The organism is Amycolatopsis sp. NPDC001319, assembly GCF_042896185.1.
In the GTDB taxonomy this organism is placed as follows: domain Bacteria; phylum Actinomycetota; class Actinomycetes; order Mycobacteriales; family Pseudonocardiaceae; genus Amycolatopsis.
The window spans coordinates 415,409-432,058 of the sequence record NZ_JBIAWY010000004.1; the positions used below are offsets into that span (position 1 = coordinate 415,409).

Below are 16,650 nucleotides of genomic sequence, written 5' to 3' on the forward strand. Positions count from 1 at the left end.
TCAGCCGATCCGGTGGGGCCCGGTCCAGCCGGGGTTTCCCCGGGTGACGAAGGAAACCCACGCGTCGTGGGTGCTCCGGGCGAGGTCCGCGGGTGGTTCGCCGGGGCCGAGCAACGCGTGTTCACCGCGCAGGCCGGGCAGATCGACACAGTCGAAGACGAACGGCAGCTCCACGCAGTGGCACGCCCCGAGGCGGCCACCGAACGCCGGTGACCGCCAGCGGAAGTCGTAGGTCCAGGTGCCCAGGTTTTGGTTGGCTTCCCGGAAGGCATCGGTCATCAGCCGGGTGAGGAGCTGCTCGGGATCGTCGTGGGGGTGCGTTTCCCGGCAGCGCGCGATGCGGGCTTCGGGATCGGGGAAACGTCGCCGGGCGCCCCGCAGGAGGTCGGCTTCGGTGGTGTCGAAGGCGAAGGGGATCGAGTAGAGGTTGGCTTCTTCGGCGTTGGTGCCGGCGAGGAGGCCGATGTCGCCGCGGAGGCCGTCGGCGGGCTGGCGCGTCAGGAGTTCGCCGTCGAGGACGGGCTTGAACGGGCTGCTGCCGAGTGACGGGTCGAGGAAACCGTGCTCCGGCTTGAGCTGCTCGGTCAGGTCGAGGATGCGCTCGTCGCCGAGGTCCGCCAGCGCGGCGGCCGTGGCGGGCGCACCGAGGGCCGCGCCGAACGCTCGTGTGGTGAGCGCCGCGCGTTCGGGCGGGTGGCAGCACAGGGCGTGGCCGCTCTGGCTGATCCCGCGCCGGAACAGATCGGTCGGTGTGGTCATCAGGGCGAGCACCAGCATGGCTCCGGCCGACTGCCCGCCGAGAGTGACGTTCCCGGGGTCCCCGCCGAAGTGCGCGATGTTCGCGTTGATCCACCCGAGCGCGGCCAGCACGTCGAGCAGCCCGCGATTGGCGGGCGCGCCGGGCAGGTCGAGCCAGCCGATCGCGCCGAGCCGGTAGTTCACGGTGACCAGCACGATCCCGTCGCGGGGGAAGGCGTCGGTGGCGTACACGGGCGCGTGGCCGGTCCCGGTGGCGAAACCCCCGCCGTGGAGGAAAACGAGCACGGGCAGGTTCCGCGTACCGGGATCCGGCGTGGACACGGTGAGGCTGAGGTACTCGCCCGGCGCCGTCGTCGTGCCGAGAACCGGCGACAGATCGGCCCGCCCGAACGGCCGCATCCGCTGAGGCGCGGTGGCTTTCGCCGCGCCCCGCACCCCGTCCCACCTCGGCGGCGGCCCCGGCGCGGCGAACCGCCCCGCCCCGACCGGCGTCGGCGCGTACGGAATCCCGGCGAACGTTACGCCGTGCGCGCTCCGGTGGCCGAGCACCTTGCCCGAGGCGGTGCGGACGATGGTCACCGGTGCGGCCTCAGCGCAGCGCGTCCTGGAGCGCGGCCAAGCCCACCGGGCCCACCGAGAGAGCGTCGTGGTGCCACTGCCGCAGCGAGAAGTCCGGGCGGGAAGCCGCTTCGGCGCGGGCGGTGAGCCAAGCTCGTTCCCCCAGCTTGTACGCGATCGCCTGGCCCGGCCAGCCGAGGTAGCGCACCACCTCGGGGTGGACGCGGTGCTCGGCCGCCAGCCCGCGTTCGTGGAGCACGCGGCAGGCCGTGTCGAAGTCCCAGCGGGAACCATCGGGCAGGGGCAGGTCCAGGTGCGCGCCGATGTCGATGACGACGCGGGCGGCGCGTGTGGCCGAACCCGCGAGCATGCCGAGGCGGGTGCCGGGCTGGGTGTACCAGCCGAGCTCGTCGGCGAGGCGCTCGGCGTAGAGCGCCCAGCCCTCGGCGTGGCCGCTGACGGAGTGCACGCGGGCGAAGCGGCTGACGCGGTCGGCGGCGAGCTTCGCGGTGCCGATCTGCAGGTGGTGGCCTGGCACGCCCTCGTGGAACACCGTGGTCAGCTCGGACCACACGGCGAAACGCGAGCGTCCGCCCAGCGGCCACCACGTGCGGCCCGGCCGAAGGCCGTCCTCGCTCGGGCCGGTGTAGTACGGCGCGCCCGAGCCGGAGCCGTGGGCGATGGTCACGTCGATGGCGCGCAGGGGTTCCGGGATGTCGAAGTGGGCGGCCGCATCGGCCATCGCGCGGTCGTGGGCGGCGCGCAGCCAGTCCACATAGGCCGGTTCACCGTCCACAAAGTACTGCCCGTCGAGCAGCGCCATGGCCTCCGCGACCGAAGCGCCCGGACGAACCTGGGCCGCCTCCGCCGCCAGCTCCTGCTCGATGCGGGCCAGCTCGGCCCAGCCCCACTCGTACGCCTCGGCCAGGTCGATGTCGGCGCCCAGGCTCAGGCGCGCGCCCGCCGCGTAGCGCTCGGCACCGACGCCCTCGACGGTGGTCGCGCGCGGCGCGTAGTCCTCGCGCAGGAAGCGGGCCAGCTCGGTGTAGCCGCGGTGGGCGGCGTCGGCGGCGGAGCGCAGGTCTAGGGCGAGCGGGCCGTCGCCGTACGAAGCCACGAGGGCTTCGTGGACGCCGGCGAACCGGTCGGCCTGTGCCGCGGTCTCCAGGGCCTGGCGGCGCGCGGCGACGAGGCCGCGGTCGAGGCCCGCGCGCAGCGACGTCTGCCAGGCCGCCAGCATCGTCTCGACGCCGGCCAGGCGCACGCCGATCACGTGCCAGTCGTCGTCGCCGGCACGCGGGAGCATGTCGACGGTGTCGCGCAAGGAAGTCAGCACGCCGAACTGGGCTTTCACGGTGCGCAGGGGCTCGCCGAGGTCGTGCCAGGCGAGCTGCGCCTCGAGCCGTTCCTTGAGGTGCGCGCCCGCGATGCGGTCCTCGGCCGACTCGGGGGTGAGCGTGGCCAGGGTCGCGAGCGTCCGCCGCGCTTGATCGGCGCGGGCGTCGAACCCGTCGGGCGAGAAGTCGGTGAGCGTGGCGGGGTCGGGGGTGGTGATCCCGCGCATCGTCGCCGCCACGGGGTCCAGGGCGGCTTCCGCGGTCACGTGGTCGTCGGAGAGCTGGAAGATCGGCGTCACCCGGCTCACGCTATACCCGCTCCGCGAAGCCGGTGTGAACTTCACGAAGCCACACTGCTTGGCGAGAACACCGGTGACCACTAGGATCCCGCCATGCACTCCGTGGTGATCCTGGCTCTCGACAAGGTCGTGCCGTTCGATCTGGCCACGCCCATCGAGGTGTTCACCCGCACGCGCCTGCCCGACGGCCGCGCCGCCTACCAGGTGCGCGTGTGCGGTCCGGCCGAGGAGATCGACGCGGGCGCCTTCACGATCCGGCCACGGCACGGCCTCGAAGCCCTCGCCGAAGCGGACACGATCATCGTCCCCGGCCGTGACGAGCTCGAAGAGGTGCCCGCCGACGTCGTCGATGCCCTGCGTGCAGCCGCGGCTAAGGGCACGCGGATCGCGTCCATCTGCTCCGGCGCGTTCATCCTCGCCGCCACCGGCCTGCTCGACGGGCAGCGCGCCACCACGCACTGGGTCGCCGCGCCGCAGCTCGCCGCGGCCTACCCGGCGATCGAGGTCGACCCGGACGTGCTCTACGTGGACAACGGCAGCATCCTCACCTCGGCCGGCGCCGCCGCGGGCCTCGACCTGTGCCTGCACCTCATCCGCCGCGACCACGGCTCCGCGGTCGCCGCCGACGCCGCCCGCCTGTCGGTGATGCCGCTCGAACGCGAGGGCGGCCAGGCGCAGTTCATCGTCCACGACCCGCCGCCCACCCCGCGCGGCTCGGTGCTCGAACCGGTGCTGCGCTGGCTCGACGAGAACTGCGCGAAAGACCTCACGCTCGACGACATCGCCGCCCACGCCGGCATGAGCAGCCGCACCCTCAACCGCCGCTTCCGCGAACAGACCGGCACCAGTCCGTTGCAGTGGCAGCTGCGCGCCCGCATCCGCCAGGCGCAGCACCTGCTGGAAGCCACCGACCACGGCGTGGACCGCATCGCAGGCCAGGTCGGCTTCGGCTCGCCGACGTCGTTCCGCGATCGCTTCAAACGCATCGTGGGCACCAGCCCGCAGGCCTACCGCGGCAGCTTCCAGCGGCGCTGAACACGGGAAACCGGCCGGACGCGACGGCGACCGCCGCGCCCGGCCGGGGGATCAGTGCAGCAAGCCGGTCAGTTCCGAGAGCTCGCCCAGGCCGGCCAGGCCGTAGGTCAGCTCCGTGATCTGATCGGCCGTCTCCGCGGAGACCACGCGGGTGGCGTTGAGGCGGAACTTCGTGGCCGGCTCCTCGGCCGACAGCGGGTTGTCCGGCCCGCCGGGCACGCAGGACGGCGGGGAACTGGTGCGGGAAGATCTCGTCGCACCGCGAGTCCGGCACGCACGTCACCTTGGCCGCCAACGCGAGCCGCTCGGGGTCCGCCGCCGCGGAGTCGGTGAAGTCCTCGTGGAACACGCCCAGCCCGCCGCCGCCGAGGAACGCCGCCGGGACCGTGTAGGGGCCGGAGAACGCCGCGTGGTAACCCGATTTCGGGTGGACCTTGTCCTCGCGCGGCTCGCCGATGGTGCGCAGCACGGCCGTGGGCGCGCCGAGCTCCAGGCTGACGATCGAGGCCGGATCCACGCCCCGGGCCCGCAGCCGGCGCGCGGCGTCGATGCCCGCGTGCGTGAAGTGGTTGCAGGGATACGGTTTGAAGAAGATCCCCGGCAGCTCCCAGTCGGTGCCGAGGCCGGTCACGATCTCGTCGACGTGGGCCTGGTCGCCGCAGAACGCCTGCACGAACCCGAACCGGCCCTCCAGTACGGTGGGCGGACCCGTGATGCCGTGCCGTGCCATCCCGGCGGCCGTCACCGCGGCGTGCGCGGCCCAGCCGCAGTGCACGCGCTTCACCGTGCCGCCGGTGCGGTTGGCCTCCAGCAGACCGGAACCCATGCTCGCCGCGATGCCGATGGCGTCGGCGATCCCGGCTTCGTCCACATCGGACAGCATCGCGGCGGCGGCGCCGAGGGCACCGCAGATCGCCGTGGCGTGCAGGCCGTGCTCGAAGAAGACGGAGTTGCCGAGCTCCTCGGCGTACCCCCCATGCCGAGCCGCACGGTTGGGGCGCTTTTACCCCTACCCAACCGCCGTCCGACAACACAACAAAACCCGCACCCAGACCCGCCCCGGCACCCTGATCCGAAGCCCCCTGTAACACACTCCAGCTTCGGGGTGCACTCCCAACGCAAGCCGCCCTGCGGGGGACCGCGTCACCACGAGGACAACACGCCCTGCGAGGACAGAATCACCGCCCCGAAGAATCCCCGGATTCCCTCAACCAAGCCCAGCTGTGCCGTATCTCCTCCGCGGCATCCCGCACCAACACCCGATACCTCCCCACCACCTCGGGCGTAAACCGATACTCCGGCCCGCAAACGCTGATCGACCCGTGGATCTCCCCATCCGGCCCGAACAGCGGCGCCGCCACCGACCCCGCACCCGGTTGCCGTTCCCCCAACGACACAGCAACCCCTTCACGCGCAGTCTCCACCAGCACTGCCCGCAAATCATCCGCCGCGGTAATCGTCTTCTCCGTCAACGCCGGCAACTCCCGCCCCAGCACCGCCGCCCGCCGCTCCTCCGGCAAGAACGCCAGTATCACCTTGCCCGACGACCCGGCATGCAACGGAAACCGCCGTCCGATGTCGACAGTCATCTTGATCTCCCGAGGGCTCTCGAACTGATCGAGATACACCCGCTCATCCCCGACCAGCCCCGACAACGTCGTCGTCTCGCCCGTCTCATCCCGCAACCGCCGCAACACCGGCGTCGCGACAGTCCGCGCATCGAACCGCCGCAACGCACTCGCCCCCAACGCCACCGCCGCCGGGCCCAGCCGGTACCCAGCCACCCCCGGATCGGTCGCGAGCATATCCCGCGACACCAGCGACTGCAGGATCCGATGCACCACCGCCTTCGCCAGCCCGAGCTCCCGGCTGATCGCACTCACCCCCAGGTACCGGGGCCCGCCGGTGAAAAGCAGCAGCACGTCGGCGACCCGCGCGGCCGCTTCCGTGCCGGCGTTGTCGGACGAAGCTGCGGGCTTGCGCCCGGCGGTACTCTGGGTGCTCAAACCGGTAATCCTCGGAATTCTGGTTGTGTTCCGCTGATGGGAACGTGGGTGAACTGCGCGCTGGCGCCCACTTTACCGGTTCCGAGGAGTTTCGGGACCACCCCGTTCCGGTCAGCGATACGGCAGCACTCGGGCGAGGGCCGCGACGGCCGTCGCGGGGTCCGGGCCCGCGGGGATGAACACCACGTGGCCCGCGCCGGCGGCCTCGAGCTCGGCGAGCCGGGCCCGGGCGTCGGCCGGGGTGCCGACCACCGCCAGCTGGTCCACCCACGCGTCGGGCAGCGCCGCCGCGAACTCCTCCCGTGACCCGGCTGCCTTCCGCAGCGCCGCGAACTCCGCGGCGAACGGCAACGGCGCGAGGTGCGGCGCCCAGTCCGGCTCGCCGATCGCCGTGAGCGCCTTCCTGGCCAGCGCCCGCGCCTGGTCGGGGGAGTCGTCGACGGCCGCGACGTTGTACGCGACCAGTTCGTGCTCCGTCCCGACGATCTCCCGCACGGCCCGCAGGTACTCCGGCGTGACGGGCTCCGCCAGGATCGTCCCGTCCGCCACCTCGGCCGCGAGCGCCAGCGACTTCGGCCCGCGCACACCGGCGTACAACGGCGGCACGACCTTCGGCGGGCTCTGCAGCCGGACGTCTCGCAGGTGCACCTCGGCGCCGTCGAAGCCGACGCGCTCGCCCGCGAGGATTCCCCGGACGGCGGTGAAATACTCGCGCAGCAGCGTCAACGGGCTCCCCGGCCACGCCCCGGCCTGCTGCAGCCACGCCGGCATCCCGTGCCCGATCCCGGCCAGCAGCCGCCCCGGGAACATCGCGGCGAGCGTGGCCACCTCCATCGCGGCGAACGCGACGTTCCGCGCCGCGGCGGGCAGAACCCCGATGCCGACCTGGATCCGCTCGGTCTTCGCGAGCGCCACCGCCGCCTGCGCGATTCCGCCGCGGAAGAAGCAGTCCTCGACCACCCACAGCTCGTCGAACCCCAGCTCCTCGGCGCGCTGCGCGTACGCGACGAACTGGGCGACGTCGAGATCCGGCGGTGCGACGAGACCGAGCTTCACGGCGAGTTCCTCCCGAACGTTCCACGGCTGAGGTGTCTTTTGTACTCGCTGTCCGGAGCAAGCGGCCATCCGTCTTGACACCTTGATCAACTTCGGAAAAAGTTCGCCGGGTGAAGGGAAAAACACTGCGTGTGATCTTCGCGTTCGCGCTCGTGGTCTTCGGGATCGCCGCCGCGGCACCGGCGGTGTCGGCCGCGCCAGGGCGCACGCCCGTCGTCCTGTTCCCGGCGTTCCGCCTCGCCAAGCTCGAGGTCACGGTGCACAACCAGACCACGGACGCGCGGTGCCCGCGGTCGGGGTCGTTCACCGACTGGTTTCACAACGACCACCCGAGCACCACGTTCAGCCAGGTTTGCCAGGACGAGCTGCTGACGCTGCGCTACGACTCCGACCCGTTCGTCCCGATGGCGAAACGGTTTTCCGAGCAGCCCGGCGTCGACGTGGCGGTGCTCGGCTACGGCACGACCGCCAGTGCGCCGTTCTACGAGCCGCTCTACCGCACCCTCGAGGCGCACGGCTACCACCGCGACCAGGACATCCGCGTGGCCGGCTACGACGCGCGGCTCACCCCGGACCTCGGCGGCTTCGTGCAGCGCACGAAGGCCCTGATCGAGCAGACCTACCGGGACAACGGCAACCGGCCCGTGCGGCTCGTCGGCCACTCGAACGGGCCGCTGTACGCGCAATACCTGCTCACGCACACCAGCCGCGCCTGGCGAGCCCGCTACATCCAGGGTTTCACGTCGCTCGCGGGCAACCTGCCGGGACAGGGGCTGCTGTACGCGACCGTCTTCACCGGGCTGAACATCCAGGACTTCACCAACCCGACGACCCCGGACAACGCCCGGAGCAGCGCCGGCATGTACCTGACCGCGCCCAGCACCTACATGAGCGCCTCCGACCCGAAGGTCTTCGGTGACCGGGAGACCGTGCTGGTGGACCAGTCCACCGGCCGCTCGTACACGCCGGATGACTACGCACGCCTCTTCGCCGACGCGCACCTGCCCGTCGCCGAGCAGCTCGCGAACCACTACGTCGGTTTCGTGAAGTTCACCGATCCCGCGCATTTCCCGGACGTCGACGTGACGGCGGAGAAGGGCTCCGGCGTCCCGACCGTGGTCGGCGCGCGCCTGCCGGACCTCACCGTCGGCCAGGTGGCCGGCCCGCCCTCGACCACGATCACGCGCGACGGCGACGGCAACCAGGAAGACCTCACCAACGAGGCGACCCGCGTGTGGCAGGGCATGTCGTGCTGCTCGTACCGGCTCGACGACAACCCCGGGGTCGACCATTTCTCCTTGCCCGGCAACGAGAACGTGCTCGCCCGGCTGCTCGCCGACCTCGGGGTGCGCCGCTGAGCCAGCCGGGTCCCCGCGCGTCAGGAAGGTTCGTCCGCCGGCGTCTCCTCCGGCCAGTCGAGGCCGGCTTCGGTGATCAGCGTGTCGAAGATCGGTGTGTCGGGCTGCGTCATGTCGGGGCCACCACGTCGATGATCGCGTCGGCACGGACCCATTCGCCGGTGTCGTAGGTGCCGTCGGCCTGGACGGGGACCCAGGTGACGTCGGTGTCGGTGTCGAGCACGGGCGGGCCGGTCACGATGCCGCGCCGGCACAGGCGCTGGGGGCCGGGCTTGCGCTTGCCCGGCAGGTAGGTGACGCGGTGGCCGCGCACCAGTGGTTCCTCGGTCATGGTTCCCCTCCTCGTGGTGTTCCCCTGCGTTTCCCTCTCAGGCCGGAAGTTCGTCGTTGACCTCCGCGAGCCCCGCGGTCACGACCCGGCACGGCGCGCAGGCCGCGAGATGCCCGCCGATCACTGTCGAACGCCGCTGCGACAGCCCGCCGCGCACCCACGCACCCAGGTTGCGGCGCGCCTCGGCGCAGTACGGGTCTTCCGCGTGCGGCACCTGGACCTGCAGGTACGCCTGGCGCAGGCCCTCGCGCGCCCGCCCGGCGAGCACGGAGGCGCCGTTCGGCGAGACGCCCAGCAGCAGCGCGGCCTGCGCGGTCGAGTCGCCTTCTGCGGCCGTGCGCCACAGGACCGTTCGCCACCGGCCGGGCAACGTGCAGTAGGCCGACCAGACGAGGTCGATGTCGGACCGTCGCACCGCTTCTTCCTCGGCCACCGCCCGCGCGCCGGCCGGCTCGGGAACGGTTTCGCACAGGTCGACGCGGTTGTGGAGCCGGCTCCAGCTCGCGGCGAGGTTCCGCATCGTGACGATCAGGTACGGCCGCGCGTTCTCCCGCGGCCCGCCGCCCGCGCGCACCGTGGTGATCACCCGGATGAACGCCTCGGCGACCAGGTCGTCGCGCTCCGCCGGCCGGTGGCTCAAGCGCACGGCCGTGCGGCGCATCGGCTCCACGTGCCGGCGGTACAGCGCCCCGCTCGCGTGGACGTCACCGGCGCGGACGGCCGCGAGCAGCACCGGGTCCGGCGGCTCGTCGTCCACGCAACTTCCCACGCGGTTCTCCAGGGTCGTATGGACACTCTCCGTAATAATACTGACCGTGTTCAACAAGCACTCAAAGTAACAGGTACAGAAGTGTACCCGATATCGGCGCGAGCGCTACACTTCCCGCCGATGACGTCCCCGGGCTCCTCCCACAAGGCTGACGGCCGGGCGGCGCGCTGGGCGGGCCAGCGGGAACGTCGCCGTCGTGAGTTCGTCGAGGCCGGGCTGCGCGCCATCGCCCGCCACGGGCCGGACGTGTCCACCGAGCAGATCGCCGAGGAAGCGGGCGTCGCGCGCACCCGGTTGTACAAGCACTTCGCCGACGCCACCGACCTGCAGTGCGCCATCGCCGACCGCGCGGGCGAGCTGATCACCGCCGAGTTCGCGCCCCTGTGGGACCCGCCCGGCACCCCCATGCAGATGATCCGCGGCGCGATCGGCGCCCACACGCGCTGGCTCGCCGACCACGCGCACCTCTACCGCTACCTCACGCAGGTTTCCGGCCGCCCCGGCACGCGCGACGTCGTCGCCGACGTGAAAACCGCCATCGCACGCCAGCTGACCGCGCTGTTCGAGCGCTACCTCACCGCGTACGCCATGGACACGCGCGTCGCCGACACCATCGCCTTCGCCCTCGTGGGCCTCGTCGAGTCCAGCACCGCGCGCTGGCTGGAAAACCCCCGCGGCCTCGACCAGGCCGACCTGGCCACCCTCCTGGCCCGCTGGACCTGGCACATCCTCGACGACGCCCTCCAAGCCGGCGGCATCACCCTCGACCCGGACGTGCCGCTACCGAAAAGCGTCGCCGGGCGGGGGGATTCTTGAGTCCCTTGTGGATGGTGGTCGGTCGTGCCGCTGGAGGATCGAGGCGAAATCGCCGTTGTCGAGCAGTCCTTCGAGCACGCCGACGATGGCGCTGACCCCGGGGTCGCGCACGATCAGGCCGTCGGAGACCCAGAAGTAACGGCCGCCGAGGGCTTCGTCGGATGCGGTCCAGCGTTGCATCAGCTTCTCGACCTCGGCGAGGGTGAAGACCGTCGCGGTCCAGCGAGAGCCGTCGGGCAGCCGGACTTGGACGTCGACGTCGCACACGTCCTCGGGGTCCTCGCCGGCGTCGGGGAGGAAGTCAGCCTCGAGCCGGTCCGTGCGAACGCGGTACCAGGGGCCGTCCCACCGGCCGGGCGCGGTGTCGGTCATGGGCGGAGCCTGGCATGCGGATCTGCCTGCCTCAAAGTGAGTTTCGCGGGTTCAGCGGGTGATGAGCGACGCGAAGGCAGCGCGCACGTCGGCGTCCGAGGCGTCGACCGGCATGTCGGACGGCGGGCCGAGGTCGGTGTAGCCGTAGGAGGTGTAGGAGACCGACGCCGGGCAGCTGGTGCCGCCGATTTCCACCTTGGTGTCGGCGACGAGTTTGCCGGTGCGGAGTTCGTAGGCCTTGAGGGGGAGGGCGATCTTGTGGAACGTGACGTCGTCGGGGAAGCCTTTGAAGGTGCCTTCGTACTGGCAGGTGCGGACGGCGGTGCCGCTGGTGTCGTCGCCGGCGCAGACGATGAGGACGGCCTTCGTCGGGTCGGTCACGCGCCAGTCGGCGGGGAGGCGGTTGGTGAAGTCGTCGTTGCCGGAGAAGATCGCGCGGTTGGTGCCCTTGCCGTAGGGCGGCGCGGCGCTGTAGGGGGCGGGTTTGGTGCAGTATTCGGGGGCGCTGGTGTTCGCCAGGAGACTGCGGACGTTCGCCAGTTCACCCGCCACCTTGGCCTTCTGGACGCCTTCGGCGGCCCTCGCGGCGACGGCGCTGTGCGGGTACTGGTCGAGCGCCTGCTGGTAGCGCGTGCGGGCGTTCTGCCAGTCGCCGTTGGCCAGCAGGCCGTCGGCGCACGAGACAAGCGCGCCGGGCCGGGTGCGCTCGACGACGGCGGTGGCCTCGTGGTGGGCCCGCAGCCAGTCCGTGTCCACGGCCAGGTTGCACGGGTTCTGCGCCGGCAGCTGGCTGAGGAAACCGTCCAGCACGACGTCGGCCATGCGCTCGTGGCCGGGCAGGGCGGTGCGCACTCCGGCCAGGGTGTCGAAACCGGTCTTCAGCTGATCGGGATTGCCCGGCAGCCCGCCGGTGAGCGCCTCGGCCGCGGTGCGCAGCCGGGCGCACGCCTCCGCCGTCGCATCCCCGGCGGCAGCCAGTGGCGCATCGGCGAGACGGTGGCCCAACCACACGCGGTCCAGCGCCGTCTGGGCCTTTTCGCAGTCACCGCTGCCGCGCGCCTCGGCCACCTCGCGAGCGATCGCGACCGCGTCGAGGCGCAGCAGCGCAGCCACCACGAGCACCGGCACCGCGACGGCCAGCGCCACCACCCAGTCCCGCCACCGGTTCGTCGCCGCCGGCCCCGCGAGAAACCACCCGTGCACGATCGTGGCCGCCCACCACACCAGCACCACGATCTCGAACCACACCGTCGGGAACGCCGTCACCAGCAGCACCGCCAGCACCACCGTGCCGACGACGTTCACGACCGCCAGCCCCCGCCGCCGCAGCAGCAGATACCCGACCCCCAGGAACGACGCATTCCCGACCGCCACGGCGACCGGTCCAACCCGGCGCCGCACCGGCACCCACGGCGGCTCGTACATCAGCTCCCTCTCCACCCACGCGACAACCGCCACCGATTGTGACCACCCACCCCGGGAGGGGTCCCGATCTCACACTCACCAGCCCGGCACCGCCTCACGCGAAGGCCGGGACGGGCGGCGCCCATGAGCGATTGTCGAGACGGAGCCCGCTCACCGGCCGCACGTTGCGGGTTCCTGCCAGCCGAATGCCGCCCTCGCGACAGCAGGCGAGAGGCCGAAGCCGGGCGGTCCAAACCTTCCGCCACTTCCCTGCTTCACGGCCGCGCACCGACCGCGCGGCCAACGCGGCAGGCGTTGCACCTGCGCACGCCGAGCGACCCGCGAGTCCGATGTGGTCAGACCCCGCCCGAACCTCACCCCAGCCGCTTCCTCCACTCCACCTCCACCCGGATCCGTTCCTCCGGCGACCCGTCCCACGTCACCGACAGCTCCTGCGCCCGCAAGGCCGCGGCGACCACCTGGCCCACCTCCGCCGTGTCTGCCGACGAGTCCGCCAGTCGGCCGTAGGACAGCAGCAGTTCGCCTCCCTCTACGGCCCGAGCCGTGTCCTGCGAGTGGAAGAAGGCGAACCCCCGGTCGCCCGGAGCGGCTTCGGCGCCGATTTCCGTGAGGCCGCAGTTCTGGCAGCACGTGAAGTCCGCGCGGGCCACGACGCCCTCGGCGGCCAGAGAAGAGAACGCCGCCAGTACCCGATCCGGGTCGGTCACCGGGGGCCACGTGTGTTGTTCCGCCACCCGCGCCTGCCACAGCCGGTCGACGACGGCGCGGGCCTGCGCCGGCGTCACCGTGTCCGGCTCGAAGTACTCCGTGATGGCGACCGCGACGTCGTCGGGTGTGCTGAAGCCGCCGTGCACGAGCGGCCGCGCGAACTCGACGGCCTCGGGCAGGTCCTTCTCCTTGCGTCCCCACATGCCGGCCATGGTGCCGGCCACCCCCGACAGAAATGGCCGTTATCCTGGAACGACCGGGCGGCGAGGAGCGAAACGAATGACTGTGGAGAAGGCGACCCGCACCTACCGCATGAGCCGGCGGGCCGACGCCATGGAGGACACGCGCCGCCGGATCACGGAGGCGATCGTCGAGCTGCACGAGTCGGTCGGGCCGGCGCGCACGACCATCGCGGGCATCGCCGAGACCGCGGGCGTGCAGCGCCACACCGTCTACCGCTACTTCCCGACGGAGGAAGACCAGCTCGCCGCGTGCTCCGCGCACTACTGGGGCCGGCACCCGTTCCCCGATCTCGAAGGCTGGCAGGCGATCGGCGAGCCGGTCGAGCGCATCACGTACGCGCTGAAGCAGCTCTACGCGTTCTACTCCGAAGTGGAACCGATGCTCGTCAACGCCCTGCGCGACGCCGTCGAAATGCCCGCCGTCGAGCGCGCGCTCGGGTCGATGGCGGCGTTCCTCGAAGACGCCACGAGCCTGCTCTCCGCGGGCTGGTCGCCGGCGCGCGGGCGCAAGCGGTTCGTGGTCGCGGCGGTGCGCCACGCGCTCGCGTTCGACAGCTGGCGCTCACTCGTGCGCGAAGCGGGCCTGAGCACCAACGACGCCGCGAAGCTCATGGCCACCATGGTCTCCGCCGCGAAAACCACGCCCTGACAACGAAAACTAGAGCACGCTGTGCGCACGCCGGTAACCGGTCGGCGTCGTGCCCACCTCACGGCGGAAAATGGTCCGGAAGTTCGCCGCCGTCCCGAAACCGGTGGCCGCGGCGATGCGTTCGACCGGCCAGTCGGAGGTCTCCAGCAGCCGGCGCGCGCTGAGGATGCGGTGGTTGACCACCCAGCGCATCGGCGACATGCCCGTCTCGAGCTCGAAGTGCCGGATGAACGTGCGGCGCGGCAGGTTGCTGCGCTCGGCCATGCGCTGCACGGTGATCGGGTCGCCGATGTGCTCCATGACCCAGCTGCGCGTCGCCGACAGATCCGTTCGCGCGGCCGTGAGCACGTCGACGTACTGCGGCTGCGCGCCGCCGCGCGCGGGGGAGGCCACGACCTCCTTGCCGGCCTCGTGAGCGGCCGCGGCACCGAAGTCGGTGCGGATGAGGTGCAGGCAGGCGTCGATGCCGGCGCCGGCCCCCGCGGACGTGAGGATTTTTCCGTCTTCCACGAACAGCTGGTTCTCCAGCACGCGCACCGCAGGGTACTGTTCGCGCAACGCGGCGAGGTACCGCCAGTGCGTGGTCGCCTCGCGGCCGTCGAGCACGCCGCTTTGGGCGAGCGCGAACGCGCCGGTGCAGATCGCCACCACCCGCGCACCGCGGTCGGCGCCGAGGCGGATCACGTCGAGGTACTCGTCGGGCAGCGGCACCTCGGGCTCGTCGTAGCCGGGCACGATCACGATGTCGGCCTCCGGCGCGTCGGCCAGCGAATGCGTCGGGCTGATGCCCAGCGGCGACCCCGTGGTCTCCTTGCCGCACACGAGCACCTGATAACCCTCTTGCCGGCCGAGGATGTGCGCGGGGATGCTGAAGTCGAGCCCCATGACCCGGGGCACGGCCAGCAACGCCACGACCAGCTGCGTGCGGGGCAACGGACGTCTCCTCGGATCGCACCGGAACCAACTCCCGCCAGGCTACCCGCAGTGGCACGATCCTTGCCCAATCTGGCATCGAAACGGCTGGTGAGCGCCCTGCCCACGCTCGTAGTGTTCGAATTCGACCACGCGGCAGGAAGGCTGAAAACCCCATGAGCAAGCCGATCGAGAGGACCACGGAGAACTTCGGGGTCCCGTGGGAAGGCATCTACGGCTACGTCCAGGCCGTGAAACACGGCGACACCATCTACGTCTCCGGCCAGCTGTCCCACGACGGCGACCAGCTCGTGGCTCCCGCGCCCGTGGACGAGAACGGCGCCGTCACCGACTTTTCCGCCATGGAAGAGCAGATGCGCCGCTCGTACGTGAACGCCGCCGAGCTGCTGAAGCGCTTCGGCGCGACGCTGGCCGACGTCGTCGAAGAGGTGCTCTACGTCCTCGACATCGACGCGGCCTTCGCCGTGGCGGGTCCCGTGCGCAAGGCGGCCTACGGACGGGAGGACCCGCAGGTCGCCAGCACGCTGGTCGGCACGACGCGGCTCGCCTTCCCCGAGCAGCTCGTGGAGATCAAGCTGATCGCGCGGGTCTGACCCGTCCGTGGAGCGCCCTCGCCGGGGGATCCGGCGAGGGCGTTCAGGCGTCGTGCGCCGAGTCGCGGCCCGAGTCCACGAAGAACGCCGCGACCACACCGCCGATCGCGCAGAGGATCCCGATCACCACGAACGCGGTGTTGTAGCCGTCGACCTGGTTGCGGGCACCGTCGATCAACGCGCCCGTCGCCCACGGCGCGATGATCCCCGACGTGCTCTGGAGGGCGATGAACAGGCTCAGCACGCTGGTGCGCTGCGAAGGCGCGGCGGCCGTCCCGATCGCCGCGTACACGATCGGCTGGGCCACCAGCGTGAGGCAGTAGCCGGCGACGAGGATGACGTAGGCGAGGTAGCGCGCGCTGCCCGCCAGCGGCAGCACAACCAGCAGCACCCCGCCGGCGGCGAGCGAGAGCGTCGGCACGAGGCCGTGGGCGATGCGCGCGGACACGCCTCGCGCGAGCAGCCGGTCGGTCAACCAGCCGGAGCCGAGCATGAACACCATGCCGATGACGCTCGGCAGTCCGAAAAGGACACCCGAGGTGAGCGTGGAGAACCCCAGCCCGGCTTCGAGGTAGGACGGGAACCAGCTGAACACCACGGAGATCAGCGCGTACATCGGATACGTGGCCAGCAGGAGCACGATGAACGTGCGGCTCCTCGCCACCTTGAGGAACGTCCGCCGCCGCGCGGCCCGGTCCACTTTGCCCGGTGCCTCGGGCGTGACCGCGAACGGCCCGGTGCGTCCCGCGAACAGCCACACCGCGCACCAGACGAGACCGGCGAGACCCAGCGCGAAGAACGCCGAGCGCCACCCGGAGTGCACGATGAGCAGGGTCAGCAACGGCGCCGCCACGATCTTCGCGAGCGACGCGCCGGACGTGAGGACGGCGGTGGGCAGGCCGCGCTTCTCGCGCGGGAACCAGCTGTACGCGGTGGAGTTCGCGACCGCCGTCGCCGGGCCCTCGGCGGCACCCAGGCCGATGCGCGTCGCGAGCAGCACGCCGCCGCCGGCGAAGAAGAACACCGGTAGCTGCGTGGCCGCCCACAGCAGCGACATCACGAACAGCAGCCACTTCAGCGGCACGTGCCGCGTGGCGAGGAAGCCGACGCCGACGGCGCTGAGGCTGTAGAGGAAGTAGAACGAGCTGCTGATCAACCCGAACTGCGACGCCGACAGGTGCAGTTCCTTCATGAGCGGCTGCGCGGCGAGCGCGAGGGAGATGCGGTCGGCGAAGTTGAGGACCATGAAGACGGCGAGCAGGAGCAGCACCGTCCACGCCATCGCCGGCCGGTAGCGCGGCTCGGGACCGGCGACGGCGACGAGCGGGATCTCCGGGGTTCTCGAAGTGGTCACGGGATTCCCTTCGCTGGTGCGACGGCGTTGTCGCCCATCGCGGTGGTGGG

The 16,650-nt window shown here is 71.5% G+C and carries 17 protein-coding genes; 5 read left to right on the forward strand and 12 right to left on the reverse strand.

Annotation, left to right across the window (positions count from 1 at the left end; genetic code table 11):
• Both ACFY1H_RS16925 and ACFY1H_RS16930 read right to left on the reverse strand, forming a co-directional pair.
• Positions 1–1,338, reverse strand: coding sequence for a carboxylesterase/lipase family protein (locus ACFY1H_RS16925; protein ID WP_386947330.1), 1,338 nt, complete (start codon positions 1,336–1,338; stop codon positions 1–3).
• Between the two features lie 10 nt (positions 1,339–1,348).
• Positions 1,349–2,953, reverse strand: coding sequence for a DUF885 domain-containing protein (locus ACFY1H_RS16930; RefSeq protein ID WP_386947332.1), 1,605 nt, complete (start codon positions 2,951–2,953; stop codon positions 1,349–1,351).
• 93 nt (positions 2,954–3,046) lie between these two features.
• Between ACFY1H_RS16930 and ACFY1H_RS16935 the strand changes: the two genes are divergently transcribed.
• Complete coding sequence (locus ACFY1H_RS16935) at positions 3,047–3,988, forward strand: helix-turn-helix domain-containing protein (protein ID WP_366584169.1); 942 nt, start codon at positions 3,047–3,049, stop codon at positions 3,986–3,988.
• Here the strand turns inward: ACFY1H_RS16935 and ACFY1H_RS16940 are convergent.
• The 3 genes from ACFY1H_RS16940 to ACFY1H_RS16950 all read right to left on the reverse strand — a co-directional run bounded on the left by ACFY1H_RS16940 (position 3,930) and on the right by ACFY1H_RS16950 (position 7,050).
• Positions 3,930–4,916 carry an MmgE/PrpD family protein gene (locus tag ACFY1H_RS16940; RefSeq protein WP_366584224.1) on the reverse strand — a complete coding sequence of 329 codons (987 nt, stop codon included), beginning with the start codon at positions 4,914–4,916 and terminating at the stop codon, positions 3,930–3,932. The genes ACFY1H_RS16935 and ACFY1H_RS16940 overlap by 59 nt on opposite strands.
• A gap of 250 nt (positions 4,917–5,166) precedes the next feature.
• Positions 5,167–5,994 carry an IclR family transcriptional regulator gene (locus tag ACFY1H_RS16945; RefSeq protein WP_366584170.1) on the reverse strand — a complete coding sequence of 276 codons (828 nt, stop codon included), beginning with the start codon at positions 5,992–5,994 and terminating at the stop codon, positions 5,167–5,169.
• 111 nt (positions 5,995–6,105) lie between these two features.
• Positions 6,106–7,050 carry an LLM class flavin-dependent oxidoreductase gene (locus ACFY1H_RS16950; RefSeq protein WP_366584171.1) on the reverse strand — a complete coding sequence of 315 codons (945 nt, stop codon included), beginning with the start codon at positions 7,048–7,050 and terminating at the stop codon, positions 6,106–6,108.
• A 110-nt stretch (positions 7,051–7,160) separates the two neighbouring features.
• On the opposite strand from ACFY1H_RS16950, the gene ACFY1H_RS16955 reads away from it, so the two are divergent.
• A complete protein-coding gene (locus ACFY1H_RS16955; RefSeq protein ID WP_386947334.1) occupies positions 7,161–8,408 on the forward strand; it encodes a hypothetical protein in 1,248 nt (415 codons plus the stop codon).
• Positions 8,409–8,517: 109 nt separating this feature from the next.
• Here the strand turns inward: ACFY1H_RS16955 and ACFY1H_RS16960 are convergent, their stop codons facing one another.
• Together ACFY1H_RS16960 and ACFY1H_RS16965 are read right to left on the reverse strand one after the other, a co-directional pair.
• Positions 8,518–8,739 (reverse strand): hypothetical protein, encoded by a 222-nt coding sequence (locus ACFY1H_RS16960; protein WP_366584173.1) that lies wholly within the window; start codon positions 8,737–8,739, stop codon positions 8,518–8,520.
• Between the two features lie 37 nt (positions 8,740–8,776).
• Complete coding sequence (locus ACFY1H_RS16965; protein WP_366584174.1) at positions 8,777–9,496, reverse strand: sigma-70 family RNA polymerase sigma factor; 720 nt, start codon at positions 9,494–9,496, stop codon at positions 8,777–8,779.
• Between the two features lie 132 nt (positions 9,497–9,628).
• Between ACFY1H_RS16965 and ACFY1H_RS16970 the strand changes: the two genes are divergently transcribed.
• The gene (locus ACFY1H_RS16970) at positions 9,629–10,324 is read left to right on the forward strand and encodes a TetR/AcrR family transcriptional regulator (RefSeq protein ID WP_366584175.1); all 696 of its coding nucleotides are present in this window, start codon (positions 9,629–9,631) and stop codon (positions 10,322–10,324) included.
• Here the strand turns inward: ACFY1H_RS16970 and ACFY1H_RS16975 are convergent.
• The 3 genes from ACFY1H_RS16975 to ACFY1H_RS16985 all read right to left on the reverse strand — a co-directional run bounded on the left by ACFY1H_RS16975 (position 10,289) and on the right by ACFY1H_RS16985 (position 13,032).
• Positions 10,289–10,696, reverse strand: a complete 408-nt coding sequence (locus ACFY1H_RS16975) for a hypothetical protein (protein WP_366584176.1) — start codon at positions 10,694–10,696, stop codon at positions 10,289–10,291. The genes ACFY1H_RS16970 and ACFY1H_RS16975 overlap by 36 nt on opposite strands.
• A gap of 51 nt (positions 10,697–10,747) precedes the next feature.
• On the reverse strand, positions 10,748–12,121 hold the full coding sequence (locus tag ACFY1H_RS16980; protein ID WP_366584177.1) for a hypothetical protein: 1,374 nt from the start codon (positions 12,119–12,121) through the stop codon (positions 10,748–10,750).
• A 353-nt stretch (positions 12,122–12,474) separates the two neighbouring features.
• Complete coding sequence (locus ACFY1H_RS16985; protein WP_366584178.1) at positions 12,475–13,032, reverse strand: DUF6891 domain-containing protein; 558 nt, start codon at positions 13,030–13,032, stop codon at positions 12,475–12,477.
• A gap of 76 nt (positions 13,033–13,108) precedes the next feature.
• Here ACFY1H_RS16985 and ACFY1H_RS16990 point away from each other — a divergent pair, with 76 nt between their 5' ends.
• Positions 13,109–13,720, forward strand: coding sequence for a helix-turn-helix domain-containing protein (locus ACFY1H_RS16990; RefSeq protein ID WP_366584179.1), 612 nt, complete (start codon positions 13,109–13,111; stop codon positions 13,718–13,720).
• Positions 13,721–13,729: 9 nt separating this feature from the next.
• On the opposite strand, the gene ACFY1H_RS16995 is transcribed toward ACFY1H_RS16990, so the two are convergent.
• Positions 13,730–14,653: a helix-turn-helix domain-containing protein gene (locus ACFY1H_RS16995; protein WP_366584180.1), complete on the reverse strand. Its 924-nt coding sequence runs from the start codon at positions 14,651–14,653 to the stop codon at positions 13,730–13,732.
• 155 nt (positions 14,654–14,808) lie between these two features.
• Between ACFY1H_RS16995 and ACFY1H_RS17000 the strand changes: the two genes are divergently transcribed.
• Complete coding sequence (locus tag ACFY1H_RS17000; protein WP_366584181.1) at positions 14,809–15,246, forward strand: Rid family hydrolase; 438 nt, start codon at positions 14,809–14,811, stop codon at positions 15,244–15,246.
• Positions 15,247–15,289: 43 nt separating this feature from the next.
• Here ACFY1H_RS17000 and ACFY1H_RS17005 read toward each other — a convergent pair whose 3' ends face one another.
• The gene (locus tag ACFY1H_RS17005; protein WP_366584182.1) at positions 15,290–16,600 is read right to left on the reverse strand and encodes an MFS transporter; all 1,311 of its coding nucleotides are present in this window, start codon (positions 16,598–16,600) and stop codon (positions 15,290–15,292) included.
• Positions 16,601–16,650 lie beyond the last annotated feature (50 nt).

Excerpts from the sequence above, each read along its gene's own strand:
- ACFY1H_RS16935 (WP_366584169.1), top strand. The coding sequence starts at position 3,047 with ATGCACTCCGTGGTGATCCTGGCTCTCGACAAGGTCGTGCCGTTCGAT.
- ACFY1H_RS16960 (WP_366584173.1), bottom strand. The coding sequence starts at position 8,739 with ATGACCGAGGAACCACTGGTGCGCGGCCACCGCGTCACCTACCTGCCG.
- ACFY1H_RS16970 (WP_366584175.1), top strand. The coding sequence starts at position 9,629 with ATGACGTCCCCGGGCTCCTCCCACAAGGCTGACGGCCGGGCGGCGCGC.
- ACFY1H_RS16975 (WP_366584176.1), bottom strand. The coding sequence starts at position 10,696 with ATGACCGACACCGCGCCCGGCCGGTGGGACGGCCCCTGGTACCGCGTT.
- ACFY1H_RS16980 (WP_366584177.1), bottom strand. The coding sequence starts at position 12,121 with ATGTACGAGCCGCCGTGGGTGCCGGTGCGGCGCCGGGTTGGACCGGTC.
- ACFY1H_RS16985 (WP_366584178.1), bottom strand. The coding sequence starts at position 13,032 with ATGTGGGGACGCAAGGAGAAGGACCTGCCCGAGGCCGTCGAGTTCGCG.
- ACFY1H_RS16990 (WP_366584179.1), top strand. The coding sequence starts at position 13,109 with ATGACTGTGGAGAAGGCGACCCGCACCTACCGCATGAGCCGGCGGGCC.
- ACFY1H_RS17000 (WP_366584181.1), top strand. The coding sequence starts at position 14,809 with ATGAGCAAGCCGATCGAGAGGACCACGGAGAACTTCGGGGTCCCGTGG.